Below are 16764 nucleotides of genomic sequence, written 5' to 3'. Positions count from 1 at the left end.
ATTGGCGTATTGCCGGTCATCATGTTAAGGGTATTTCAGATGCGCCTATTGAGCCAGATCAAAAACCCCTGCAAAGGGTATGCAGCCATCCGGCCCGGCCTTCATTTCGAGCTTGCCGAAAAGAATCCGGGGGTAGAGCTTGACAGTCAATCGCAGGTCGACGACAATGCCCGGCTTCAACAAACGCGCCCGTAGCTCAGCTGGATAGAGTACCTGGCTACGAACCAGGCGGTCGGAGGTTCGAATCCTTCCGGGCGCGCCAGATTCAAGAGAAAGCCCCGCCGGTGACGGGGCTTTTTTCGTATCCGGAGGCAAAATTCGAACCTCCGACAATTGACAAGTCGGTTCGAACCGAGCGCCGCAGGCGCGAGCTCGCTGACGCGCAGCGTCAGCCATCCTTCCGGGCGCGCCAGATTCAAGAGAAAGCCCCGCCGGTGACGGGGCTTTTTCGTATCCGGGGCGCGATGGGTGGGGGTACACTGGTGTTGGCGCCGGGCGATTTTCGCGGTTGACCGCGGGCAGGCGATTCCGTAATATTGGCCGGCTTGAGAAATCGGGGTGTAGCGCAGTCTGGTAGCGCAACTGCTTTGGGAGCAGTAGGTCACAGGTTCAAATCCTGTCACCCCGACCAAAGCGTATCGTCGGCACGATCCGGGCAGGCGGTTCATGCGCCCGTAGCTCAACCGGATAGAGCATCGGCCTTCTAAGCCGAGGGCTGCAGGTTCGAGTCCTGCCGGGCGCGCCACCCGTCTTCAAGACGGGTTATAATGAAGGATTGGCGATTTTGCGTCGCCGTACAATTTGTTTCAGTGGTGGGCGTAGCTCAGCTGGTAGAGCACTGGATTGTGGCTCCAGAGGTCGCGGGTTCAAGCCCCGTCGCTCACCCCACCATGGGCTGTTAGCTCAATTGGTAGAGCAGCTGACTCTTAATCAGTTGGTTCGGGGTTCGAGTCCCCGACGGCCCACCACTTGTGGCCGGTCGGGATTCCCGGCCGGCTGTGTTCAATTCTGACTGACACTTCACCAAAGACTCGAAACCATGCAGGTATCTGTTGAAAAGACGGGCGATCTGGAGCGGAAAATGACCGTCCAGGTGCCCGGTGAGCGCATCGAAAACAAGGTTTCAGGACGACTCAACGAGCTGCGCCGTCAGGTGCGTCTGAAGGGCTTCAGGCCCGGTCGCGTGCCCATGAATATCGTCAGGCAACGCTATGGCGCGCAGGTGCGCGAGGAAATCCTGCAGGAAGTCATGCAGTCGAGCCTGCAAGAGGCAATCGGCGAGCAGGAAATGCGCGTGGCCGGCGTCACCCGCATCGAGCCCGGGGCGCTCGAGGAGAAGGGTGATCTCGAGTTCACTGCTGAGCTCGAGGTTTTTCCCGATATTCCGGAGATCGAGGTTTCGGACCTCGAGCTCGAGCAGCCCGAGGCCGAAATCGGTGAAGCCGATGTCGACCAGATGATCGAAACCTTGCGTGAGCAGCGCCGCAGCTGGAAGACCGCCGAGCGCGCGGCCGCTGAAGGCGATCGCGTGCGGCTGGGTTACGTGGCCGAGCTGGACGGCGAAAAAGTGCCCGACGCAGGCGAACATGAAATCGCTCCTGTGCTGGGGCAGTTGGCCGCTTTTCCGGAGCTCGAAGCGCTGTTGGCCGGTGTGCGCGAGGGTGAAGAAAAGGAAGCCGAGCTGACCTTTCCGGACGACTATCGCCATCAAAGCCTGGCCGGGAAAACGGCTCAGGTCACGCTGCAGATCAAGTCGGTCGAGGAACCCGAGTTGCCGGAAGTTGACGACGCGTTCGCTGAAAGCTTCGGCGTCGACGGCGGGGTCGAGCAGTTGCGTGCCGATATCCAGAAAAACCTGGAGCGCGAGCTGCGCCATGCCATAACCAACCGACTCAAGCAGGCGGTGACTGACGGCCTGGCCCAGCGCTATGGTGACGTGGCCGTGCCGACGAGCGCGGTTGAACAGGAAATTGGTCAGATGCAGGAGCAGCTGCAGCAGCAGGGTGGCGCTCAGCAGGCGCCAGCGGCCGATCAGCTGCGCGAAAGTGCGGAAAAGCGCGTGCGCCTGGGGCTGCTGCTGGCCGAGATCGCACGCCAGCACGACATCAGCATTGATGCCGGCCGGGTTCAGGCCAGAATCGAAGAGATGGCCGAAACCTATGACGAACCCGAGCAGGTGATCGAGCTTTATCGTTCAGAACCTCGCCTGATGGATCAGGTCGAAAACATGGTTCTTGAAGAGCAGGTAGTTGACTGGGTGCTTGAAAATGCCAAGGTAAGCAACAAGTTCATGTCATTCAATGAGCTGATGGGTCGAGCATGAACGAGAAGGCACTCAACCTGGTTCCGATGGTCGTCGAGCAGTCTGCTCGGGGCGAACGGGCCTACGATATCTATTCCCGCCTGCTCAAGGAGCGGGTGATCTTCATCGTCGGGCCGATCGAGGACTATGCCGCCAACCTGATCGTGGCGCAGTTGCTGTACCTGGAGTCGGAGAATCCCGACAAGGACATCAATATCTACATCAACTCGCCGGGGGGGGCGGTGACCGCGGGCCTGGCGATTTATGACACCATGCAGTTCGTCAAGCCCGACGTCGCCACCATGTGCGTGGGCCAGGCCGCCAGCATGGGCGCGCTGCTGCTGGCCGCCGGCGCCAAGGGCAAGCGCTTTGCGCTGCCGCACTCGCGGATGATGATCCACCAGCCCCTGGGCGGCTACCAGGGTCAGGCGTCGGATATCGATATTCACGCCCGTGAGATCCTGAAGATGAAGAATACGCTCAATGAGATTCTGGTCAGCCATACCGGGCAGGACCTGGCAACGATCGAGCGTGACACCGACCGCGACAAGTTCATGTCTGCCGGCGAGGCCAGCGACTACGGGCTGGTTGACGAAGTCATGAGCGACCGCCAGTCACAATAACCGCGGGTGTTTTCGGTTACCATTCATTAGAGTCGGGAAGAACCACGGACGAATCGGGAAGAATTACGGGTCATGAGCGAATCCTCCAGCGACGGCAAGATTCTGTACTGCTCCTTCTGCGGCAAGAGCCAGCACGAGGTGCGCAAGCTGATTGCCGGCCCCAGCGTCTATATTTGCGATGAGTGCGTCGAGCTGTGCAACGACATCATCCGCGAGGAGCTCGAGGGGGCCAGCGAGACCGAGCCGGAAAGCCTGCCCACACCGCACAAGATTCATGATTTTCTCGATAGCTATGTGATTGGCCAGCAGTCGGCCAAGAAAGTGCTTTCAGTAGCCGTCTACAACCACTACAAGCGGCTTGAGTCCTCGCGGCATCGCGATGATGTCGAGCTGTCGAAGTCGAACATCCTGCTGATTGGCCCGACCGGCTCGGGCAAGACCTTGCTGGCGGAGACGCTGGCGCGCATGCTCAATGTACCCTTCACCATTGCCGACGCGACGACGCTGACCGAGGCCGGCTACGTGGGTGAAGACGTCGAAAACATCATCCAGAAGCTGTTGCAGAAGTGCGACTACGATGTCGACAAGGCGCAGCAGGGCATTGTCTATATCGATGAAATCGACAAGATCTCCAAGAAGGCCGAGAACCCGTCGATTACCCGCGATGTTTCCGGAGAGGGCGTGCAGCAGGCGCTGCTGAAGCTCATCGAAGGCACGATGGCCTCGGTGCCGCCGCAGGGCGGCCGCAAGCATCCCCAGCAGGAGTTCCTGCAGGTCGACACACGCAATATCCTGTTCATCGTCGGCGGTGCCTTTGCCGGTCTCGACAAGGTGATTCAGGAGCGTTCGCAGTCGGCCGGCATCGGTTTTCACGCCGAGGTGCGCAACCCCGAGGCTGAAGACGTTTCCGAAATTCTCGCTGGAGTCGAGCCCGAGGATCTGATCCAGTACGGTCTGATTCCCGAGTTTGTCGGTCGCTTGCCCGTGGTCGCCACGCTTACCGAGCTTGATGCCGAAGCGCTGGTCCGCATTCTGACCGAACCGAAGAACGCCGTGGTCAAGCAGTTCTACAAGCTGTTCGAGATGGACAACTGCGAGCTCGAGATTCGCGACGACGCCTTGCACGCCATTGCCCGCAAGGCCATGGCGCGCAAGACCGGTGCTCGCGGGTTGCGCACCATCATCGAAAACGTGCTGCTTGATGTGATGTACGACTTGCCGTCGACCGAAAATGTGACCAAGGTCGTTATCGACGAAGCCGTGATCAACGGTGAATCCGAGCCCTATCTCATCTACGAGAACCCGCCTCAACGCGCCGGCGCGGAATCCTGAGCGATTTCCGTCAGCTGTCAGTCCTTCATTGTCATCCGCCGGCTTGAATCGAGCCGGTCGGGCGCCAATATCTGGTGTCAGTTCACATCAAGCCTGACGGGCCGTTGGGTCCGCAGAGCGCTGCAGAGAGAGTAATGGCCGACTACGACGTCAGCAAAACCAATCCGCCCCGCCAGCCCGTGCCGGTCTTGAGCCTGCGCGATGTGGTGGTTTATCCGCATATGGTCATCCCGCTGTTTGTGGGCCGCGACCGTTCGGTGCGCGCGCTTGAAGAGTCGATGAATGTCGACAAACAGATTCTGCTCGTCACCCAGAAAAATCCCGAGGTTGAAGAGCCTGGGCCCGACGAGCTGTTTGACTGCGGCACAATGGCGACCGTGCTGCAGATGCTGCGCTTGCCCGATGGCACCACCAAGGTGCTGGTCGAAGGCGGACAGCGCGTGCACATCGATGAGCTCGACAACGACGGTGAATATCTCGCCGCGCGCTATACCGAGCTGGCAAGCGAGGAGTCGGAGGATCTGCGTATCCTCGACGTGACCACGCGCAGCCTGACGAGCCTGTTCGAACAGTACGTCAAGCTCAGCCGCAAAGTGCCACCGGAGCTCATGACCACGCTGTCAGGCATTGAAGATCCCAGCCGCCTGGCTGACACCATAGCCGCGCATCTGGCTGTACGTATCGAAGACAAGCAGCGCGTTCTGGAGCTGGCACCGGTCGCTGATCGCATGGAGTTTCTGATGGGGCTCATCGAGGGCGAGATCGATGTGCTCAAGCTCGAAAAGCGCATTCGCGGCCGGGTCAAGAACCAGATGGAGAAGAGCCAGCGCGAGTACTATCTCAACGAGCAGATGAAGGCCATCCAGAAGGAGCTGGGTGACCTCGATGAATCCGGCCACGATCTGGGTGATCTGGAAGCGAAGATCGAAAAGGCGGGCATGCCGAAAGAGGCACTGGAGAAGGCTCGCAGCGAATTCAACAAGCTCAAGATGATGTCGCCGATGTCGGCCGAGGCGACGGTGGTTCGCAACTACCTGGACTGGATGTTGCTGCTGCCGTGGAAAAAGCGCAGCCGTATCAGCCACGACATCAAGGCCGCCTCCGATATTCTGGAAGCTGACCACTACGGTCTCGAGCGCGTCAAGGAGCGCATTCTGGAATACCTGGCGGTGCAGAAGCGCGTCAAGAAGCTCAAGGGTCCGATTCTGTGCCTGGTGGGCCCGCCAGGCGTGGGCAAGACCTCGCTGGGGCGATCGATTGCCCGCGCCACCGGGCGCGAGTTCATCCGCATGAGTCTGGGTGGTGTGCGCGACGAGGCAGAAATTCGCGGGCATCGTCGAACCTATATCGGTTCTCTTCCCGGACGCGTGCTGCAAAGCCTGAGCAAGGTCGGCAAGCGCAACCCGCTGTTCATGCTGGATGAGCTTGACAAGATGTCGATGGATTTCCGCGGCGACCCGTCCTCGGCCCTGCTGGAGGTGCTTGACCCGGAGCAGAACGATACCTTCTCGGATCACTATCTCGAAGTCGATTTCGACTTGTCTGAAGTGATGTTCGTGGCGACGGCCAACTCGCTCAACATTCCGGCGCCCCTGCTGGACCGCATGGAAATCATCCGCATTCCGGGCTATACCGAAGACGAAAAGCTCAATATCGCCACGCGCTATCTGCTGCCCAAGCAGCTGCGCGAGCATGGCCTCGAGGAAGCGGAGCTGCAGATCAGCGAGGGCGCGATCATCGACATGATCCGCCATTACACCCGCGAGGCCGGGGTGCGCAATCTCGAGCGCGAGATCGCCAAGGTCTGTCGCAAGGTGGTCAAGGAGCTCAGCCTTGACGCTGCGCTCGACAAGCGTCACGTCACCGTCCAGAACCTGAGCAAGTATCTGGGCGTGCGCAGGCATCGTTATGGTCGTGCCGAAGAGCACAACGAAGTCGGGCAGGTTACCGGCCTGGCGTGGACCGAAGTCGGCGGGGAGCTGTTGCAGATCGAAGCCGCTGCCGTTCCCGGGAAGGGCAAGCTCACGCATACCGGTCAGCTCGGCGAGGTAATGAAGGAGTCGGTTCAGGCAGCGCTTTCGGTGGTGCGCTCGCGCGCATCCGCCCTGGGCATTCCCGAAGACTTTCATCAGAATCGGGACCTGCATATTCACGTGCCCGAAGGGGCCACGCCGAAGGATGGTCCAAGTGCCGGTATCGGCATGGTGACCGCCCTGGTCTCGGTGCTGGCCGGCGTTCCGGTGCGTGCTGACGTCGCCATGACCGGCGAGATCACGCTGAGGGGCAAGGTGCTGCCCATCGGCGGGCTCAAGGAAAAGCTCCTGGCCGCGCGACGCGGCGGTGTCAGCCTGGTGCTCATCCCCGAAGAGAACAAGAAAGACCTCGACGAGATCCCCGAGCGCATCAAGAAAGGCCTCGAGATTCGGCCGGTTCAGTGGATCGACGAAGTGCTCGAGCTGGCCCTGGTCGGGCTGCCGCCGGCCGATCAGGCAGGCGAGGGTGAAGGTGCGTCGAGCAAGCGGCGAGCAAATCAAGGCGTGCGCGCACATTGATATTCGACGCTGATGTTCACCGGCCCGCACGGCAAATCGTCTTGCGGGCGGGTGAATCGTGACAAAAGCCCCCTGAGCGGGGCTTTTTGGGCATTTTTCCGGGTTTCGCTATTGATGACAGGGATGGGCTGATATACCATCACTGGCCAACAGACGGCTGGTTGCTGCCCTGGAGGGAGCGCTTTCACGATTGCAGCGAAGGGCCTGGCCGTTGCCATCCGCATAATGAACTTGATAAGGTCTGGAGTGACACTCATATGAACAAAACCGAATTGATTGCAAATATCTCCGAGCGCGCAGGTCTGTCAAAGGCCGACGCGCAGCGTGCCCTGGACTCGACCCTGGAGTCCATTACCGAAGCGCTCAAAGGTGGGGACACCGTGTCTCTGGTAGGATTTGGCACGTTTTCGGTCAGAGAGCGGGCGGCGCGTGCCGGCCGTAACCCGGCTACCGGAGAGACGATTCAGATCAAGGCATCGAAAACTCCTGCATTCAAGGCTGGCAAAGGTTTCAAAGACGCGATAAGATAGTGGGCTGAAGCCCGGGGTGCTTAGCTCAGCTGGGAGAGCATCGCCCTTACAAGGCGAGGGTCGGAGGTTCGAGCCCTCCAGCACCCACCAGGATTAGGAGTGGTAGTTCAGTTGGTTAGAATACCGGCCTGTCACGCCGGGGGTCGCGGGTTCGAGTCCCGTCCACTCCGCCACTAATCTGCAGGGCGCCCATCGGGGCGCCCTGTTTATTTCTGACAACTGAAAATACAACCGGGGTCATCCAAGGATCATGCTTCAGGCCATTCGTGATCGCGTAACCGGGATCGTCGCTATCTTCGTGCTCGGCCTGCTGGCCGTTCCGTTTCTTTTCTTCGGCTTGGACAGCTACATGCGTGCCGTCCCGCAGGACGCGGTGGCCGTGGTCGGCGACGACGAGATTTCCTCTGCCGACTTTCAGACCAGCTTCGCCCGTTATCGGGCGCGACTGCGCGACCAGCTGGGTGATCGCTACAGCGATCTTGAAACCAATCAGCCGGCGGTCCGCCGGGAACACCTTGAAAGCCTGATTGATCAGCTGCTGCTGCGCCAGCACGCCGAAAAGCTGGGGCTGCGGGTCAGTGAGCGGACCATCGCTGAAATGATTCGTGACGTGCCCGCCTTCCAGATCGAGGGCCAGTTCAATCCCGACGTCTATCAGCAGGCTCTGCGCGCCGCGGGCGAGACGCCCAGGGGCTTTCAGCAGGGGGTGCGCCAGGATATCCAGACGCGGCTGGTTGCCGAGGCAATTGCCGAGTCTTCGGTGGTGACTGAAACCGAGGTGGATCGCATGATCGGCCTGCAGCGCCAGCGCCGGCAGGTCAGCCTGGTGGATATCAGCTCGGCGCCATTCACCGATGAGGTCGAGATCACGCCGGCGGATATCGAGTCCTATTACCAGGACAACCTTGACCGCTTTACCAACGAGGAACGCGTGCGTCTGGCCTATGTCGAGCTGCAGCCTGACGAGCTGCTCGACGAGGCAACGCTCAGCGAAGAAGAGTTGCGGCAGCGCTATGAGGCCGCCAGTGCGCGCTATCTCACGCCCGAGGCGCGACAGGCCTCACACATCCTGATTACCGAAGACAGCGCTGGCGATGCTGAATCGGCCCGGGCGCTGGCCGAAGATCTCCGGGAGCGCCTGGAAAGCGGTGACTCCTTTGCCGAGCTGGCAGCCGAATACTCCGACGACCCGGCATCCTCGGGGCAGGGCGGCGACCTGGGCTGGATCGAACCCGAAGACATGGTCCAGCCGTTCGAAGACGCGTTGTATGCGCTGGCGGAACCCGGTGCAGTCTCCGACCCGGTCAAGACGCAATTCGGCTGGCATCTGATCCGGCTCGATGGCATTCGCCCGCCCGAGGGAATGAGCTTTGAGCAGGCGCGGACGGAGATTCTGAGTGACCATCTGCAGCGCCAGCGCGAGGAGCTCTACATCGACATGTCCGAGCGCATGATTGACCTCGTTTACGCCGACGACAGCAGCCTCGAGCCGCTGGCCGAGGAGCTGGGTCTGGAGATCAGGCAGACCGACTGGTTGACCCGAGCCGGTACCGATTCCGGGATCGCTTCTGACGAGCGCGTTGTCGACGCGGCATTCTCCGACCTGGTGTTGCGTGACCATGCGGTCTCCGATCCGATCGAGATCGAGCGCAATCACATGGTGGCCATCAAGGTGGTCGAGCACGAGCCGGCCGAGCCCAAGCCGCTCGAGGAAGTATCTGAGCAGATTCGTCAGCGTCTGATCACTCAGCGCAGCGGCGAGATGGCCCGCGAGCGTGCACAGTCCCTGCGCGAGCGGGTGGCCGGCGGAGAAAGCCTGGAGTCGGTGGCGCAAGCCGAAGAGCTGGAGCTGGAAACCCTCGAGTCGCTGGGCCGAACCGACTTCCAGCAGGGGCCGTCGTTCATCCAGGAAGTGTTCAGGCTGCCGGCACCCGGAGACGATCCCACGCTTCACGTGCTGCCGCGTCAGGGTGGTTATGCGCTGGTTCGTCTCGAACAGGTACGCCCCGGGGACCCGACCGAGGCGAGCGATTCCGAGCGCGAAATGATTCGTCGCCAGATTCGCAGCAGCCGCGCCCAGGAAGCGATCGAGGGCCTGATCGCTCAGCTGCGCGAGCAGACTACCGTCAGCGTGGTCGAGGAAAGGCTGTGATAAGTGTGAAGTGTGAAGTGTGAAGTGTGAAGTGTGAAGTGTGAAGTGTGAAGTGTGAAGTGTGAAGTGTGAAGTGTGAAGTGTGAAGTGTGAAGTGTGAAGTGTGAAGAAGCCGGGCTTGCCCGGCTTCTTGCTTTCTGGTTACTTCAGGCCGGCCATGCCGACGGTGTTGTAGCCGCCGTCGACGTAGGTGATTTCGCCGGTGATCCCGGCAGCCAGATCGGAGCAGAGGAAGGCCGCGGCGTTGCCGACGTCTTCCTTGGTGATGTTGCGGCGGATCGGCGAGGTTTCACCGACATGATCCAGCATTGAACGCAGCTGGGATACCCCCGAGGCCGCAAGCGTCTTGATCGGCCCGGCCGATATGCCGTTGACGCGGATGCCGTCTGCACCCAGACCGTGGGCCAGATACCGAACCGACGCTTCCAGCGAGGCCTTGGCCAGACCCATCACGTTGTAGCTGGGCATGGCGCGCACCGCGCCGAGATAGCTCAGCGTCAGGAGCGCGGCGTTGCGGCCTTTCATCAAGTGCTTTCCGGCGCGCGCCAGGGCGGCGAAGCTGTAGCTGGAGATGTCGTGAGCGACATGGAAGCCTTCGCGGTCGATGACGTCGGCAAACTCGCCTTCGAGCTGCTCACGCGGTGCGTAACCAACGGCATGAACGATGATGTCCAGCGCTCCCCATTCCTTTTCGATGGTCTCGAAGACCGCCTGAATCTGTTCGTCGCTGGCGACATCCAGCGGCATGGTCAGCTTCGACCCGGTCTGGTCGGCAATCTTCTGGACGCGTGACTGCAGCTTTTCGTTCTGATAGGTAAAGGCCAGTTCCGCGCCTTCCCGGTGCATCGCCTCGGCGATTCCCCAGGCAATCGAGCGCGGGCTGGCAACCCCGACAATCAAGGCTTTCTTGCCTTCGAGCATGCCCATGTTTCCGACTTCCTTGTGTTGTTTGCAATGAAACGTCAATTGTAACGACGGCAGTGTTAGAATGACACCAACCGACCGGTCGGTCGGGTCAGCTGATCCGTGATCGCCGCATGCACGTGAAATCCCCTGTAAACGAGGCTCCGCCGAGCGGGCTGCAGCGCCTGCTGGAGGCGGCCGCGGCCATCTTCTCGCAACGAGGTTATGCCGCCGCTTCGATTGCTGCCATCGCGCGACGGGCCGGCATGAGCAAGTCGACGGTGTTTCACCACTTTCCCTCCAAGGAAGCCCTTTATCTGGCCGTGATCCGGAATGCCATCGAGGGTTTTGGTCAGCATCTCGATCATGCACTGTCGCAGGCGGACGATCTGCCCGGCGCACTGAAGCGCTTTCAGCGTGAGCATCTGCGGCACATGGCGGCCCATCGGCAGGTCGTCCGGCTGATCCTGCGTGAGCTTCATGACCCGGCCCTGGAGCACAAGCGCCCCCTGATTCGCGAACTGCTTGCAATCAATTTCAGTCGCCTGGTGCGCTACCTGGAGTCGGCGCAGGCCGCGGGCAGCATCCGGTCGACGGCCGACTGCCGGGTGAGCGCTCTGATGCTGTTTGCCAGCAATGTGTTCCTGTTTCAGCATGCCGGTGAACTGGTCGACATGCCCGGGCTGCAGCTGGCCGGAAATCCCGATGAGTTTGCCGATTCATTCACCGATATTCTCTACAATGGCCTTGTTTCCGAGGCCGCGAACGGAGCCGAACAATGAACAAGAAAGTCCTGCTGCTGAGCGTGGCCGCGCTGTTGCTGAGCGCCTGCGGTGAAGAAGAAGGCTCAGGCCCCGAGGAGCGCGCCACGGCCGTTACCGTTACCGCAGTCGAGTCGCAAACGGTCGAGCGCACCGAGCTTGCTGTGGGGCGACTGCGTGCCACCACCACGCCGGCGATTTCGGCGGAAACGGCCGGGCGCATCGCGCGCATCCACGCCGACGTCGGCGACGCAGTGGAAAGCGGCGATGCGCTCGCCGAAATTGCTCCCGACGTGCAACGCATCGCGGTCAGCTCCGCGCGTGCCGAGCTCGCCCGGCTGGAGGCCCTGCGGGCCAATCAACAGCGTCAGGTGCAACGCCTCGAGCGTCTGGCCGCCCAGCAGTCGGTGGCCGAAGACCGCCTGGACGAGGCGGTGACCCAGCTTGAATCGATCAAGGCGCAGCTCGAGGCGGCGCAGGCGCGCCTGGAAGACGCCGAATACAACCTCGAGCAGACACGCATCGTCAGCCCGGTCAGCGGGATCGTGCAGGCGCGGCTGGTCAGCGTCGGTGACTACGTCAGCCCGGGGACGCGCGTCTACGAGCTGGTTGCCACTGAAGCGCTGCGCGCCTTCCTGCCTCTGCCTGAACACCTGCAGGACCGCATTGCGGTGGGTCAGCGAGTGCGCCTGAGCGTACCCGCCAGGCCAGAGAAACAGCTCGAAGCCGAGGTCAGCGAGCTGCGCCCGAGCGTGGGCGAAGGTTCGCGTGCCATCGACCTGATTGTCGAACTCGACAATCCGCGCGGCTGGCGGCCGGGCGGCTCGGTAACTGCGCACATCGTGCTCGATCGGCATGAGGGCCTGGTGGTTCCGCCCACCAGCCTGGTGCGCCGTCCCGACGGCGAGGTGGTGTATGTCGTTGATGGCAAGCGCGCCCGGGAGCGCCAGGTCGAGGCCGGCCTGCGCGGTGACGGCTGGATTGAAATCGCCGACGGCGTTGAAGCCGGTGAGCAGGTGGTGGTTGACGGCGCCGGCTTCCTGAGCGACGGCGCGCTGCTCGATATCAAGACGCAGGGAGAGGAACGATGACCCTGCCGGAGTTATCCATTCGCCGGCATGTGCTGGCCTGGATGATATCGGTGGTGATGGTGCTGTTCGGCCTGATCGGGTTTCGCTCGATCGGCGTGGATCGCTTCCCCGAGATCGAGTTTCCCATCGTGTCGATCACCACGGTGCTGCCCGGGGCAAGCCCCGAAATCGTCGATGCCAGCATCACCAACATCATCGAAAGTTCGGTCAACAGCACGCCGGGCATCGACTACATCCAGTCGAGCTCTTCGCCGGGCGTATCGAACGTGGTCGTCACCTTCAAGCTCGACAAGGACATCGACGTCGCTTTCAACGAGGTGCAGGCCAAGGTCAACCAGATTCTGCGCCAGCTGCCCGACGATGCCGACCCGCCGGTAGTGGCCAAGATCGAGGCCGGCGCCAGCGCCGTACTGTGGGTTTCTTTGCAGGGCGATCGCACCCTGCAGCAGCTCAACCAGTACGCGAACAACACCATTCGCAAGCGCCTGGAAACCATCGACGGCGTCGGCAAGGTGCAGATCGGTGGTCGTCGGGAGCGCACCATCCGTGTCGAGGTCGATCTCGATCGCATGGCCGCGCTCGGGGTCACCGCCGGCGACATTCGCCAGGCTTTCGCCACCGAGCACGTGCAGTACCCCGGTGGTTTTCTGGTCTCTGGCGCGACCGAATCGCTGGTCAAGCTCGATCTTGAATATCACTCCCCCGAGGCGCTTTCGGAAATGGTGGTGCGCCATGTCGACGGCGCGCCGGTGCGCATCGGCGATTTCGCCGAGGTCGTCGACGGGCTGGCCGACAACCGCGCCATCGCCCGTTTCATGGGCGAGCCGACCGTGGGCCTGGGCATCGTCAAGATTGCCGGTACCAATACGGTGGCCATTGTCGAGGAGGTCAAACGCCGCCTCAACGAAGAAATCATTCCGCAGCTGCCCAAGGGGATGAGCATCGACATTGCCTCCGATGACTCGGAGATGATCGAGGAGATCGTCGCGGCGCTGGAAGAGCATCTGATCGAAGGCACCCTGCTGGCGGCCCTGGTGGTGCTGTTCTTTCTGCGCACCTGGCGCGGCACGCTGATCATTGCGCTGGCCATTCCGGTTTCGCTGCTGGCAGCAGTAGCCGTGATCTACATGCTCGGCTATACCTTCAACACCATGACGCTGCTGGGGCTGCTGTTGCTGATCGGCGTCGTCGTCGATGACGCCATCGTGGTGCTGGAAAATATCTACCGCTTCCGTGAAGAAGTAACGCCCGACCCCATCGAGGCGGCCATTGGCGGCAGCAACCAGGTGTTCTTTGCCATTATCGCCACCACTCTGACGCTGGTATCGATCTTTGCCTCGGTCATCTTTCTCGGCGGCATCATCGGCCGCTTCTTCGAGTCATTTGCGGTCACCGTGACCGTCGGTGTGCTGGCCTCTGCGGTGGTGTCGCTGACGCTCACGCCCATGCTCAGCTCGCGCTTTCTGCGTGTGCGCCAGAAAGACCAGCAGCGCGGGCGCATCTATCACACCTTCGACCGTTTCTTTACCGGCATGGACAATGGCTACCGCCGCGCCCTTGACTGGACCCTGGATCACCGCTGGGGCGTACTGCTGCTGTCTTTGCTCGTGGTGCTCAGCTCGGGCTTCTTCCTGTTCGATATCGACAAGGAGTTCGTCCCCGAAGAAGATGAAGGCCGCTTTGTCGTCTCCTTCCGCGCGCCGCTGGGTACCGGCATCGACATGACCGCAAATTACCTCGACCGCATCGAGCAGGTGCTGGGCTCGCACGAGGAGATCAGGACCTACTTTACCGCCGTCGGCCTCGGCCAGGCCGGTGAGGTCAATCGTGGCATTGCTTTCGTGCGCATGGTCGACCGCGATCAACGCGACGTCACGCAACAGGTCTTTCTCGACACCATCCGGGCCGAGCTGGCCGAGACGCCGGGCGTTACCGCCTTTGCCTCGCCGCCGTCAATCGTTGGCGGCCAGCGTGGCGATCCGCTGCAGTTCGTCATCAACGGACCGGATCTGGAACAGGTGGCCAGCCTGGCTGACCGAATGCGCAGCCGCCTGGAAGACATTGACGGGATGGGGCGTCTCGATCTTGACCTGCAGCTCGATCTGCCGCAGCTCGATGTCAACGTCGACCGCGTGCGCACCGCTGAAGCCGGCCTGAGCTCCTCGGACGTGGCCTTTGCCGTCAACATGCTCGTCGGCGGCGTTGATATTGCCCGCTACAACGACCAGCCCGGCGACGGTGAGCGCTACGATATCCGCGTCAAGAGCGCTCAGGGCGAAATGACTCGCCCGTCGGATCTGGGCAAGATCTACCTGCGCACGCGCGACGGCGAGCTGGTGCGCTTCGACTCGCTGGCAAGCATCGATCAGACCGTCGGCCCGGCGGTCATCACCCGTTTCAACCTCAACTACTCGGCCGATTTCTACGGCAATCCGGACATGCCCCTGGGTCAGGCCGTCGATACCATCGATCGGGTCGCAGCCGAGCTGCTGCCGCTCGGTTACCGGGTGGAATACAAGGCCGAGGCGCGTGAGTTCCAGCAGACGGTCGGCTACGTGCTGTTCGCCTTCGGCCTGGCGGTGGTGCTGGTCTTCATCGTGCTGGCCAGCCAGTTCAACTCCTTCCTTCAGCCTTTCATCGTCATGACCGCGCAGCCGCTGGCGGTCATCGGCGGCATTCTGCTGCTGTGGCTGACCGGCCACTCACTCAACATCTTCTCGATGATCGGCATGGTGCTTCTGGTCGGACTGGTGGCCAAGAACTCGATTCTGCTGGTGGACTTGACCAACCAGTATCGCGAGCGTGGCGACAGTATCGACGAGGCTTTGCGCGAGGCCTGTCCCGTGCGGCTGCGCCCTGTGTTGATGACTTCGTTTACCGTCATCCTGGCGCTGCTGCCGCCGGCGTTGGGCTTTGGTGCAGGCGCGGACACCAACGGTCCGCTGGCAATTGCCGTGATCGGCGGCATGCTCAGCTCCACGTTGCTGACCCTGGTGGTGGTGCCGGCGGCCTATTCCATCCTCGAGAAGCGCTTTGGCCACCAGCGCGGAGAAACAGCACCGAGCTGACGCGGCCGGGCCGGCAAGGCGGAATGGTGCCCCGAGCAGGGGTGTTTCGCGGCCTGCGGCCGCTTGCCCTTCGGGCTGTCGCTTCGCTCCAGCGATTGCGCTGTGCGCAATGCGAACCTGATTGTCGTGGGTCGCCGGTTCGAATTGCGGCACCGTAAAGAACGGGCACTGCCGGTGGGTGCTTGTGCCCACTCTAGTATTTGGTGCCCCGAGCAGGATTCGAACCTGCGACCTGTCGCTTAGGAGGCGACCGCTCTATCCTGCTGAGCTATCGGGGCGCGCTGGAAAGTCAGCGGGGAAAAATATTAACAGAAGCCGAGTCAAGGCGCCCGTCCAGCACCTGCCCGCGCCAGCCGTCGAGCCATTCCGGCCGCTCGCCGCGCACCAGCCGGGTCAGCTCGCGTTTGCTGGCAATCACCGCCGGCTCGATGCCCAGTTCCGCAGCCACGTTGCGCACGCACTCCTGCAGGGCTTTGAGCTGACTGCGCTGCCCGGGGTCGAGCGGGTCGATCCAGTCGGGGCGCTGAAAGTGCGCGGTGTCAACCTCGTCGAGCACCTGCTCGAGGGCGTCGGCATAGCGCTTGCGATGCTTGCCCGGCAGCGCCCGGCCGAGATGCTCGCGCAGCGAGCGCTCCCCGGTACGGGCGAGTTCGATCAGGGTTTCATCGCCCAGCACGAAGCGTTTGGGCAGGTCTTTCCGGCGCGCCATGACATCCCGCCAGCGCGCCAGCGCATCCAGGCGCGCCAGGTCCGGAGTATCCAGTCGGCCGGCCCCCTTGACCCGGCTCAGCGGCGGCACACTGTCGCCCGAAGCCGCTTTCTGCAGCAGCCGCTGGCAGTCTTCGCGATGCCATTCCATGCGGCCGGCAGCCTGCAGCCGCGCCTCGAGATCGGCCTTTACCGCCGGCAACCAGATGACGTCTTCCGCGGCGTAGCGCAACAGCTCCTTCGATAACGGCCGTTTGCACCAGTCGTTGCGCGCCTTGCCGCCGCTCAGCTCAACGCCCAGCAGCTGCGCAACCAGGTGTTCGTAGCGCATCTGCAGCGGCAGGCCCAGCAGGGCCGCTGCCGTCTGGGTATCGAACAGCGGGTCGGGAAGGCAGCCGCCAACGTCGCGCAGCACCTCCAGATCCTCGCCCACGCTGTGCAGCACCTTGACCGTGCTGCGGTCAGCGAGCAGACGGCCCAGGGCCTCGGAGCGCGGCAGGGCGACGGCATCGAGCAGCCAGATCCGCATGCCGTCGCTGAGCTGTACCATGCCCGGGCGGGCGTAGAATGTACGCTCGCGAACGAATTCGGTGTCCAGGCCGACCGTATCGGCAGCGCGGCACTGCGTCTCGACCGCCTCGACCGGCTCTGGCTCGTCCAGCCAGAGTGCGTGCTCGACCGCCTCGATGGCGCGGTCTCGTTGTTGTTGTGTTGCGGCGTGTTGGGGCAGCTCTGGATGCAT

Annotated in this window: 11 protein-coding genes and 8 tRNA genes; 16 read left to right on the top strand and 3 right to left on the bottom strand. The window is 62.1% G+C overall.

Features of this window, described 5'->3' with window-relative positions; all coding sequences use genetic code 11:
• The first annotated feature begins 185 nt into the window (after window positions 1-185).
• The 13 genes from ACEWQ0_RS02360 to ACEWQ0_RS02300 all read left to right on the top strand — a co-directional run bounded on the left by ACEWQ0_RS02360 (window position 186) and on the right by ACEWQ0_RS02300 (window position 9491).
• Window positions 186-262 (top strand) — tRNA-Arg (locus tag ACEWQ0_RS02360).
• Between the two features lie 292 nt (window positions 263-554).
• Window positions 555-631: transfer RNA gene (locus ACEWQ0_RS02355), tRNA-Pro, on the top strand.
• 37 nt (window positions 632-668) lie between these two features.
• A tRNA-Arg gene (locus tag ACEWQ0_RS02350) sits at window positions 669-745 on the top strand.
• Between the two features lie 67 nt (window positions 746-812).
• A tRNA-His gene (locus ACEWQ0_RS02345) sits at window positions 813-888 on the top strand.
• 4 nt (window positions 889-892) lie between these two features.
• Window positions 893-968: transfer RNA gene (locus ACEWQ0_RS02340), tRNA-Lys, on the top strand.
• Window positions 969-1039: 71 nt separating this feature from the next.
• Window positions 1040-2323 (top strand): trigger factor, encoded by a 1284-nt coding sequence (gene tig, locus ACEWQ0_RS02335; RefSeq protein WP_476481664.1) that lies wholly within the window; start codon window positions 1040-1042, stop codon window positions 2321-2323.
• Window positions 2320-2925 (top strand): ATP-dependent Clp endopeptidase proteolytic subunit ClpP, encoded by a 606-nt coding sequence (gene clpP / locus ACEWQ0_RS02330; RefSeq protein WP_476481665.1) that lies wholly within the window; start codon window positions 2320-2322, stop codon window positions 2923-2925. The genes tig and clpP overlap by 4 nt, the downstream gene beginning before the upstream one ends.
• Before the next feature lie 72 nt (window positions 2926-2997).
• Window positions 2998-4257 carry an ATP-dependent Clp protease ATP-binding subunit ClpX gene (clpX, locus tag ACEWQ0_RS02325; RefSeq protein WP_476481666.1) on the top strand — a complete coding sequence of 420 codons (1260 nt, stop codon included), beginning with the start codon at window positions 2998-3000 and terminating at the stop codon, window positions 4255-4257.
• Window positions 4258-4391: 134 nt separating this feature from the next.
• Complete coding sequence (gene lon, locus ACEWQ0_RS02320) at window positions 4392-6809, top strand: endopeptidase La (protein WP_476481667.1); 2418 nt, start codon at window positions 4392-4394, stop codon at window positions 6807-6809.
• A gap of 257 nt (window positions 6810-7066) precedes the next feature.
• Window positions 7067-7339 carry an HU family DNA-binding protein gene (locus ACEWQ0_RS02315; RefSeq protein ID WP_476481668.1) on the top strand — a complete coding sequence of 91 codons (273 nt, stop codon included), beginning with the start codon at window positions 7067-7069 and terminating at the stop codon, window positions 7337-7339.
• A 14-nt stretch (window positions 7340-7353) separates the two neighbouring features.
• Window positions 7354-7429, top strand: a tRNA-Val gene (locus tag ACEWQ0_RS02310).
• A 6-nt stretch (window positions 7430-7435) separates the two neighbouring features.
• Window positions 7436-7512: transfer RNA gene (locus ACEWQ0_RS02305), tRNA-Asp, on the top strand.
• Window positions 7513-7589: 77 nt separating this feature from the next.
• The gene (locus ACEWQ0_RS02300) at window positions 7590-9491 is read left to right on the top strand and encodes a SurA N-terminal domain-containing protein (RefSeq protein WP_476481669.1); all 1902 of its coding nucleotides are present in this window, start codon (window positions 7590-7592) and stop codon (window positions 9489-9491) included.
• Between the two features lie 141 nt (window positions 9492-9632).
• On the opposite strand, the gene ACEWQ0_RS02295 is transcribed toward ACEWQ0_RS02300, so the two are convergent.
• A complete protein-coding gene (locus ACEWQ0_RS02295; protein WP_476481670.1) occupies window positions 9633-10418 on the bottom strand; it encodes an enoyl-ACP reductase FabI in 786 nt (261 codons plus the stop codon).
• Between the two features lie 110 nt (window positions 10419-10528).
• Here ACEWQ0_RS02295 and ACEWQ0_RS02290 point away from each other — a divergent pair, with 110 nt between their 5' ends.
• The 3 genes from ACEWQ0_RS02290 to ACEWQ0_RS02280 are packed head-to-tail and all read left to right on the top strand — an operon-like array spanning window position 10529 to window position 15314.
• Complete coding sequence (locus tag ACEWQ0_RS02290; protein WP_476484359.1) at window positions 10529-11176, top strand: TetR/AcrR family transcriptional regulator; 648 nt, start codon at window positions 10529-10531, stop codon at window positions 11174-11176.
• Window positions 11173-12246: an efflux RND transporter periplasmic adaptor subunit gene (locus ACEWQ0_RS02285; RefSeq protein ID WP_476481672.1), complete on the top strand. Its 1074-nt coding sequence runs from the start codon at window positions 11173-11175 to the stop codon at window positions 12244-12246. Before ACEWQ0_RS02290 ends, ACEWQ0_RS02285 begins: the two co-directional genes overlap by 4 nt.
• Window positions 12243-15314: an efflux RND transporter permease subunit gene (locus ACEWQ0_RS02280; protein ID WP_476481673.1), complete on the top strand. Its 3072-nt coding sequence runs from the start codon at window positions 12243-12245 to the stop codon at window positions 15312-15314. The genes ACEWQ0_RS02285 and ACEWQ0_RS02280 overlap by 4 nt, the downstream gene beginning before the upstream one ends.
• Window positions 15315-15515: 201 nt before the next feature.
• Here the strand turns inward: ACEWQ0_RS02280 and ACEWQ0_RS02275 are convergent.
• Window positions 15516-15592 (bottom strand) — tRNA-Arg (locus ACEWQ0_RS02275).
• Between the two features lie 11 nt (window positions 15593-15603).
• The gene (locus tag ACEWQ0_RS02270) at window positions 15604-16764 is read right to left on the bottom strand and encodes a ribonuclease D (RefSeq protein WP_476484358.1); all 1161 of its coding nucleotides are present in this window, start codon (window positions 16762-16764) and stop codon (window positions 15604-15606) included.

The organism is Wenzhouxiangella sp. YN9, assembly GCF_056324165.1.
Note: the sequence above shows the minus strand (reverse complement) of the source record. Positions and strands in the feature narration are given on the sequence as shown.

Excerpts from the sequence above, each read along its gene's own strand:
- tig (WP_476481664.1), top strand. The coding sequence starts at position 1,040 with ATGCAGGTATCTGTTGAAAAGACGGGCGATCTGGAGCGGAAAATGACC.
- clpP (WP_476481665.1), top strand. The coding sequence starts at position 2,320 with ATGAACGAGAAGGCACTCAACCTGGTTCCGATGGTCGTCGAGCAGTCT.
- clpX (WP_476481666.1), top strand. The coding sequence starts at position 2,998 with ATGAGCGAATCCTCCAGCGACGGCAAGATTCTGTACTGCTCCTTCTGC.
- lon (WP_476481667.1), top strand. The coding sequence starts at position 4,392 with ATGGCCGACTACGACGTCAGCAAAACCAATCCGCCCCGCCAGCCCGTG.
- ACEWQ0_RS02315 (WP_476481668.1), top strand. The coding sequence starts at position 7,067 with ATGAACAAAACCGAATTGATTGCAAATATCTCCGAGCGCGCAGGTCTG.
- ACEWQ0_RS02300 (WP_476481669.1), top strand. The coding sequence starts at position 7,590 with ATGCTTCAGGCCATTCGTGATCGCGTAACCGGGATCGTCGCTATCTTC.
- ACEWQ0_RS02295 (WP_476481670.1), bottom strand. The coding sequence starts at position 10,418 with ATGGGCATGCTCGAAGGCAAGAAAGCCTTGATTGTCGGGGTTGCCAGC.
- ACEWQ0_RS02290 (WP_476484359.1), top strand. The coding sequence starts at position 10,529 with ATGCACGTGAAATCCCCTGTAAACGAGGCTCCGCCGAGCGGGCTGCAG.
- ACEWQ0_RS02285 (WP_476481672.1), top strand. The coding sequence starts at position 11,173 with ATGAACAAGAAAGTCCTGCTGCTGAGCGTGGCCGCGCTGTTGCTGAGC.
- ACEWQ0_RS02280 (WP_476481673.1), top strand. The coding sequence starts at position 12,243 with ATGACCCTGCCGGAGTTATCCATTCGCCGGCATGTGCTGGCCTGGATG.
- ACEWQ0_RS02270 (WP_476484358.1), bottom strand. The coding sequence starts at position 16,764 with ATGCATCCAGAGCTGCCCCAACACGCCGCAACACAACAACAACGAGAC.